The 7,654-nt window shown below is 60.4% G+C and carries 2 protein-coding genes and 2 pseudogenes; 1 reads left to right on the forward strand and 3 read right to left on the reverse strand.

Annotated elements, in window-relative coordinates; translation table 11 throughout:
* Nucleotides 1-65 precede the first annotated feature (65 nt).
* Nucleotides 66-911, forward strand: a pseudogene (locus M0D67_RS41515) (dTDP-4-dehydrorhamnose reductase family protein); the annotation flags it as partial.
* A gap of 110 nt (nt 912-1,021) precedes the next feature.
* Here M0D67_RS41515 and M0D67_RS41520 read toward each other — a convergent pair.
* From M0D67_RS41520 to imuA, 3 genes and pseudogenes are all read right to left on the reverse strand, one after another.
* A pseudogene (locus M0D67_RS41520) lies at nt 1,022-4,635 on the reverse strand (error-prone DNA polymerase).
* A gap of 5 nt (nt 4,636-4,640) precedes the next feature.
* Nucleotides 4,641-6,443, reverse strand: coding sequence for a DNA polymerase Y family protein (locus M0D67_RS41525; RefSeq protein ID WP_266243514.1), 1,803 nt, complete (start codon nt 6,441-6,443; stop codon nt 4,641-4,643).
* On the reverse strand, nt 6,343-7,182 hold the full coding sequence (gene imuA, locus M0D67_RS41530; RefSeq protein ID WP_154567279.1) for a translesion DNA synthesis-associated protein ImuA: 840 nt from the start codon (nt 7,180-7,182) through the stop codon (nt 6,343-6,345). The genes M0D67_RS41525 and imuA overlap by 101 nt, the downstream gene beginning before the upstream one ends.
* Between the last annotated feature and the right edge of the window lie 472 nt (nt 7,183-7,654).

The following is a 7,654-nucleotide window of genomic DNA, read 5'->3' on the forward strand; positions in this document are numbered from 1 at the left end:
GCTTCTACTCAACTTTGCGCCGCCATCTAATGACGCTTTTACACCGCCGCTAACAACAGCAGGCAGATTGGCAAGTTGTCGCCACGGCGTTCAGCCGGCCGGGGCCGAACACGGTCGCGCTGGATATTCGCGATGCGCGGGCGGTCGAGCAATTTGTCGAGCGCGAAGCACCGGACGCGCTCGTGATTGCCGCGGCGGAGCGTCGGCCTGATGTATGCGAGCACGATCCGGCGCTCGCCCGGGCGTTGAACGTCGATGCGGTGCGCACCCTGGCCGCGGCGGCAAAGCGGCGCGGCGCTTGGGCGCTCTCGATCTCAACCGATTACGTGTTCGACGGCACGCACCCGCCCTATCAGTACGATTCCGCGCCCGCGCCGCTCAATGCCTATGGGCGCAGCAAACTCGAAGGCGAGCGAGCGCTGACGGAATCCACCGATCTCGGCTGCATACTGCGTTTGCCGCTGCTCTATGGGCCGATCGTCGATTGGGCAGAATCGGCGGTGACGAGTCTCGTGCCGGCGATTGCCGCGTCGGCTTCACGCGAGGGCAAGGCCGCCGTCATGGATGCATGGGCGATTCGCTTCCCGACCTTTACACCGGACGTCGCGTTCGTGATCCGGCAGATGCTCGAACGGCATGCGCGTGGCGATGCGATCTGCGGCATCGTGCAATGGTCGGGGGATGAGCCGATGAACAAGTATGAAATCGCCGTGCGGCTGGCCGAAGCGCTGCAACTCGATGCGCAACTGACGCCAAAACATACGCCCACCGACGCGACGCCGCGCCCGCATAACTGCCACCTGGCGTCGGACCGGCTCGAGGCGCTCGGCATTGGCCGCCGCACGCCGTTCGACGTTGCGATCCGGCAAGTGCTGGCCGCATTTCCGTGGCGGGGCGAGACGGCGGCGTAGCTGCCCGGCAACGAGCTTGATAACGACGGCAGGTACTGCTCGCGTTTCTACGGCCCGGCGACACGCCAACCTGCCGTCGGGTCCGCAAGCTTAACCACAGTTGGTCCGCATCAATGAAAATCGCGGCTCGCCGTAGCCAGTTCGCCGAGCCAGTCGCTGTGATCTTCAAGTCGATGCGCGACGAGATGGATCACCTCGCCCTTCTGTTTCCGTTTCGCGTTGCCCGCTTTATTTGCGTTCATCACATTGCCGGCGCTGTCACCGCCGGTAGAAACGCCATCGTCACGCTGCAAGACGCCATACACCGCCAGCAATGACGAACCCAGCAGCACCTTGCGTTGCTTTTCCACCAGCGCCGGCCAGACGATCACGTTGATCGAACCGGTTTCGTCTTCGATGGAAACGAACACGGTGCCGTTTGCCGTGCCCGGCCGCTGCCGCACAGTGACGATACCGCAGGCGCGCGCCAGCGTGCCGTGTCCGCACGCGGCAAGTTCTGCCGCCGTGCGAAAACGCTGTCTGGCAAGACGCTCGCGCAATAGCGCGAGCGGATGACGATTGAGCGTGAGGCCGATGCTCGCGTAGTCGTCGACGATCTCGCGACTTTCGGCTGCCTGCGGCAATGCCAGCGGCGCTTCCGCGATCGGCGCATCGCGCAGCAGCTTGGGTACCGTGTGCTGCGCGGTCACCTGCCACCACGCTTCGCGCCGATGGCCCGCAATGCTGACCAGCGCGTTCGCCGCGGCCAGCGCTTCGAGATCGCGCCGCGTCAATGCCGCGCGACGCGCCAGATCGTCGACGTCAGCAAACTGTGCGTCGCTACGAGCCGCCATGATGCGTTCGGCCGCTACCTGTGAAAGACCTTTGATCAGATGCATGCCGATGCGTACTGCCGGACCGCGTGCACCATAGGTTTTCGAAGATTGAAATACGCGTGCGGTCAGCTGTTTTGCCGCACGCCTGATCGTCCGGGCTAATGTGAAGCGCCGCAACGACAAGTCACGGAATTGCTGTGCGGACAATGCGCCCTGCTGACGACGCAAACAGGCCTCGCTCGATGAAATCCGCTGCCCTTCGCGACCACGTTGTTCGAAGGTCGACTCCCAATCGCTCAAGGTCACGTCAGGCGGTAATACCTGGACACCGTGACGCCTGGCATCCTGCACGAGTTGCGACGGTGAATAAAACCCCAACGGCTGACTGTTCAGCAATCCTGCAAGAAAAGCGGCCGGCTCATAACGTTTCAACCACGCGCTGAGATAGACGAGCAAGGCAAAGCTTGCCGCGTGGCTTTCAGGAAAGCCATATTCGCCGAAGCCTTCGATCTGTTTGCAGATGCGCTCGATGAACTCTTTTCGTAACCGCGCGCCGACATGCGGTCAGTCAGATCCTGCTGATACTTCGCCAGATTGCCGCTGCGCCGCCATGCGGCCATCGCGCGCCGCAATTGATCGGCCTGCTCACCAGTGTAGAGCGCGGCAACCATCGCGAGGTGCATCACCTGCTCCTGAAAAATCGGTACGCCGAGGGTGCGCTCGAGCACGGGGCGTAACTCCTCCTTAGCGTAGTCCACCGCCTCCAGACCCTGCTTGCGGCGCAGATACGGATGCACCATGCCGCCCTGGATCGGCCCGGGCCGCACGATCGCGACTTCGATCACAAGATCGTAGTACTTGTTCGGTTTCAACCGCGGCAGCATGCTTTGCTGCGCACGCGATTCGATCTGGAATACGCCGATCGTATCGGCATGACCGCACATCTCGTAGACGGCGCGATCCTCGCGCGGAATATCCTGCATCCTGAATTTCGGCAAGCCGCGCCGCAAGGCGACGAATTCCAGCGCGCGCCGGATCGCCGACAACATGCCGAGCGCCAGTACGTCGACTTTCAATAGTCCGAGCGCATCGATATCGTCCTTGTCCCACTCGATCACGCTGCGGTCTTTCATCGTCGCGTTCTCAATCGGCACGAGTCGCGACAGCTTATCTTTCGCAATCACAAAGCCGCCGACGTGTTGCGACAGATGACGCGGAAAGTTGCGCAACTCTTTGGTAAGGCGAATCAGATTCTGCGTGATGTGCGAGTTGGCAGCGAAGCCCGCTTCGGCCAGATATTTGGCGACCGCATCCGTGCCGTCCCACCATTGCTGCGATTTGCTGATCCGCTCAATCAATGACGCTTCGAGTCCCAACGCCTTGCCGACGTCCTTCAGCGCACTGCGCGCATGATAGGTGATCAGCGTTGCAGTGAGCGCAGCGCGATGGCGACCGTACTTCCCATAGATATATTGAATCACCTCTTCCCGACGCTGATGCTCGAAATCGATGTCAATATCAGGCGGTTCGTTACGCGCGCGCGAGATGAACCGTTCGATCAGCATGTTCATGCGCACCGGATCGATTTCCGTCACGTGCAGGCAGTAACATACGATCGAGTTGGCTGCCGAACCACGGCCTTGGCACAGTATGTTTCTGGAGCGCGCGAAGCTCACGATATCCTGTACCGTCAGGAAGTACTTTTCGTATTTCAGGTCGGCGATCAGTTGCAGCTCTTTTTCGATCTGATCGATTCGTTTGAGATCCATTCCTTTCGGCCAGCGCTCCATCGCGCCGGCCATGACCAGTTTGCGCAGATAGCTTGATGGCGATTCACCGGCGGGCACCAGTTCTTCCGGATACTCATACTTGAGTTCGTCGAGCGAGAAGCGACATAGGGCGGCGATACGCAGCGTTTCTTCGAGCGTGTCGCGTGGATACAGTTTGCCGAGCCGCACGCGAGTGCGCATATGCCGTTCGGCATTGGCCTCGAGCGCGTGACCACACGCCGATAGCGGTGTGACGAGGCCGATCGCGGTCAAGGTGTCCTGTAACGGCTTGCGCGATCGCACATGCATCAGGACGCCCCCTGCTGCCACCAAAGGCAAACCACTCGTTTTTGAAATCATTCGCAATGCGTCGATCTGAAGATCGTCGCTGCCGGTTTGCCAGAGTTCGAGTGCGATCCATGAGCGTTGCGGCGCGAACGATGCCAGCCAGTGCGCACAACGCAATGTGTGCGAGAGCGTCGCCGTGCGCTGCGGCACTAGGATCAGGACGCAATCGGGCAAGGCTTTGAGATGCTCTAGATGCGGTAGCGAGTCGGTGAAATCGGATGGACCGAGGCGATAGCTGCCTTTGTCCGCACGCGAACGGGCCAGCGTGATCAGTTCGGAAAGATTGCCGTAGCCATTGCGGTTGGTTGCGAGCGCAACCAATGTGCAGAACGGTTCGCCTGCATCGTCGGTCAGATTGAGTTCACTGCCGATGATGAGGTGAGGGATTGGTTTTAGTACCTCGTGGTCAAGGGTTTCTTGTTTTGAGGCTTCCTGTTTTGAGGCTTCCTGTTTTGAATCCGCTGGCGTTGTAGCCGCCGGCTCTGCTACTTCTTCTAATGACGTTCCTGCCTGCGCGGCTTTCGCTTTGTCTTCGCGCTCCTTCTGCTGGCGGTCCCGCTCCTGCCTGATTTCTCTCACCGCAGTGTGTGCGCGTACGACGCCCGCCAGTGAGCATTCATCGGTGATCGCGAGCGCGCTATAGCCGCACGACATCGCCTGCTCGACCAGTTCATGCGGATGCGAAGCGCCGCGCAGAAACGAGAAATTAGTCAGGCAATGCAACTCCGCATACGGCGGCAATTGGGCCGCAAGCGCCTGCTCTAACAAGAATGATGGCTGAGAATTTTCCATGATGCTCAGCCGAATAAACCCTGCAGATACCACTCGCCACCAAGACGTTCCCGGTACACCCAGAACATATGGCCACGATCATCTGCCGCAACGTAGTAATCCCGCTCAACGAGGTTACCGTCCCACCACCCTGCTTCAATCCGTTCGGTACGCGTGAGCATTTTCAGCGGCCGACGATAGATCGGCCGCTGGTCGCGCATCATCAGGCGCAGCGGTTTGTCGAGCATCCAGACGGGGCGAGGCTGCGATGGCAATGCACTGTCGGGCAGATCGAGTGAGGTTTGAGCATCGGCCGGTTGTATTACGAATAGGCGGCTGCTTTTAGCGTCACTCGCTTTTTCGGACTCGCGGGATATGTACTCTGGGTGCTCTGGATGTGCTGTGCGTTCCGCCTGTTCCGCTTGTCTCGCCGCATCGTCGTCTGCGCGCACGCTCTCCAATGCAGCGTGCTGCAACTCATCGGTCAGCCAGGTTTTATCCGCTTTGATTTTTGTCTTAGTCTTCGCAGACGAACGCTTCTTGCGCGAAAACGCTTGCGCCTGGTAGGCCTCGACGCGCATTGCCCGCTCGGGCCGATGATCGTCCTGCACCGACATCTGCAACACGTTCTCCGGCCCCAAACGCGCGCTCAAGCGTTCAAGCAGACGTGCAATCGAATCGCCGTCTGATTCGGGCATTGGAAACAAAGTGTCCGACCGCCCTGCATACTCGCCGATCTGATCCGCGACCAGCTTCAACTCGATCACGGGCGCCACCAGAACCGTCTGATTCAACTTCTCACGCAACAGCCAGATCAGATGCTCGGCATCACGCGACGGTATGGCCCAAGCGACCTTCAGACTCGACGTCTTCGGAGCATGGCGGGATGCCAATTCATGTTCGAGCAACAACGTATATCCACTGAGCGCTGCATGATGCGCGCTCAACCATCCGGCCAGTTGCACAATCAGCCGACGCGCGGCAAACAGTAATGCATCGGCACTATCGACCCGCGACGGCAACTCCAACTGAGCATGAAACGATGCCGGCGCGCGGAACGATTCGCGCGGATCCGGGCGCGCACCATACGCCTGCGCCAGCAGATCCAGAATGCCGCTGCCGAAACGCCGCACGACACCCGACCTTGGCAATTGCCGCAAATCGGCCAGCGTCGCGCAACCGACATGCGTAAACGCATCGCGATCCGCCTGCGAAACCGGCAACAACAACACGGATAAGCGGTCGAGGACCCGCGCAAGCGACGTTTCCTTTATCACATGCCAACGATGCCCCTGCCGATCGGCGTGCGCCTGAGCCAACAACCACGCTCCCCAGGCTGTCGGTGCACACGCGATGCGCGCCGTATAGCCGAATTCAGCCACCGTCGCGGACACCCGAGACAACAACGCGCGCAAGCCGCCAAATAACCGCAAGCCGGAGCCGACTTCCAGCAACAAGGTATGCGCGTGCCCGAGCGACACCTTCGGTGTGTACGTCAGCAAAGCGAGCGCCATCGCTTCGAACGCCTGAGTTTCGCGGGCTGTGTCTGCGGCAAGCATCTTGAGACCGGGCGCCAAGGCCAATGCGTACGAGCGCGACTGACCCGCATGCACCCCGGCACGCAATGCGTCGAAATCCGGCATCAGGATGTGCGCGTGGTCGGCCAGCGCATAGCAACGCGCCTCGGTGACGCTGTCGGCCCCCGGAGGTTGGCTTGTCTCGCCGGATTCACACCGATTCGGCTTCGCGGGCGAACCATCCGGAAGCGGTTCGAGAGGCTTCACCGCTTCCAGCGACAAGAGTGGCAATGTGACTGCGATCCACAACATGTTTGATCTCTCGTCCTTGATTGCTACCGATTCCGCTTTCCGGCAACAAGACGCTTTGTAATGGCAAAATGAGACGCAGGGGTTCCGCTAGCGGCGGGCCGCGGCGCTTGAAGATGTCGATCGAAATACCAATCTCCTGCAACCATTGACGACGATTGATCGTCTGCGCATTGGCCGGCAAGAGCGGCTCGCAGATCATCCGCAATGGCGCCGGCGAAGATTGCGTGGCTGCCTCGACAGGCCGGATCAAAAATGCCAACGATGCCGACTCCTGAGCCGCCACCTGCAGACGCCGAACCTTATCGGCGCGCGCATTCGGCAGCCATACCAGCACTGCGCCGATGCCATCCTGCTTCAACGCTTGAGCAGCGGCCCACAGAGACTGGTCTTCACTCGAGCGCACCCATAAGACGCGTTCGACATCGATACCCCAGGCCCTCAATGCCGAAGCACAGGGCTGGTAAGGGGGCGCCACGAGCATGACGTGCCGTTCGGCTTGTGCCGTAAGATGCCGAAGCGCGCGGGCCAGCAGGCGCAGTTCGCCGACTCCTCCGTGCTCAATCAATAACTCTGTCAGGCCGCCGGCCGACCAGCCCTGCCCAGGCAGCAGTTGATCCAGCGCAGCATAGCCGCTGGAAATCACCCGCGAGTCCGCCTCGGCAAGCTCATTGCCCTGCCACACCTGACGCCGCAATTGCGACGACAACGCTGTCGTCGCCAGATGAATCGCTGCTGCCATAGACACGCTCGTTCAATAGGGAATACTCCACCCTGCCCGGCATCGGGCACGCATGGGGTGACGAGTTTTCACTGTATATTTATACAGTATTCTGTGGCGGATGTTAAGGCAAGGCGATGCGACGAAGCGCGCGCAGGAGGGAAATAAAAAGGGGTGGTGAAGCTATTTTTGTTGCAGATTTTTCGCCTGCGGGAGAGCTACCTTTTGGCGCTGCCGCTAGGCAAAGGGCCCGATTTCACGTGCTCCGGGAGGGATGAGAAGAGCAGAGAGCCTGCGCATGCATGCCGCGGAATGGACAAGAGCCAACTGGTTACGCGACCGCGCTGCGGATCGGGAAGGAGTGATACCGGCAGGACAGGCGCCGCACCGGACAGGGTCTCACGGTGGCGATGTTTTCAGATGGCTGGTTTTTGCCGCGTAAACGCAGAAACCCCACCTTTGCGGGGTGGGGTTTCTGGTCTTGCTGGGGAGC

The sequence above is a fragment of the Paraburkholderia sp. SECH4 genome (genome assembly GCF_030511745.1).
GTDB lineage: Bacteria > Pseudomonadota > Gammaproteobacteria > Burkholderiales > Burkholderiaceae > Paraburkholderia > Paraburkholderia madseniana.